Source organism: Pseudomonas sp. HY13-MNA-CIBAN-0226, assembly GCF_040310305.1.
Taxonomy (GTDB): domain Bacteria; phylum Pseudomonadota; class Gammaproteobacteria; order Pseudomonadales; family Pseudomonadaceae; genus Aquipseudomonas; species Aquipseudomonas gregormendelii.
This window is the reverse complement of record NZ_JBEOPS010000459.1, coordinates 1-251: the sequence shown is the minus strand read 5'-3', so window position 1 is coordinate 251 and position 251 is coordinate 1. Positions and strand designations below refer to the sequence as shown.

At 66.5% G+C, this 251-nt stretch carries 1 pseudogene; it reads right to left on the bottom strand.

Going from position 1 to position 251, the window contains the following annotated elements:
* A pseudogene (locus AAEZ05_RS29505) lies at positions 1-251 on the bottom strand (DUF4892 domain-containing protein); the annotation flags it as partial.

Genomic DNA, 251 nt, shown 5'->3' with positions numbered 1-251 from the left:
GATGCAGATGCAGCCCTTGGGTTTCACCGCTGCCGGTTTCCAGACGGGCGGTGCGCACGCCCTTCTCTACCAGTGCCTGGCGCCAGGCCTCGGCCTGCGGCCCGCTCAAGCTGACGCGCAGGGTGGTGTCGAGGTTCAAGGCTCGGGATATCAAGGTCAGCCAGGTGTCATCCGGTTCGGCGCCCAGCGCGGGAAAATCCAGCTCGCCGGTGCTTTTGAGTTCACGCAGCAGGGTGGCCGAGGTGGGCAGC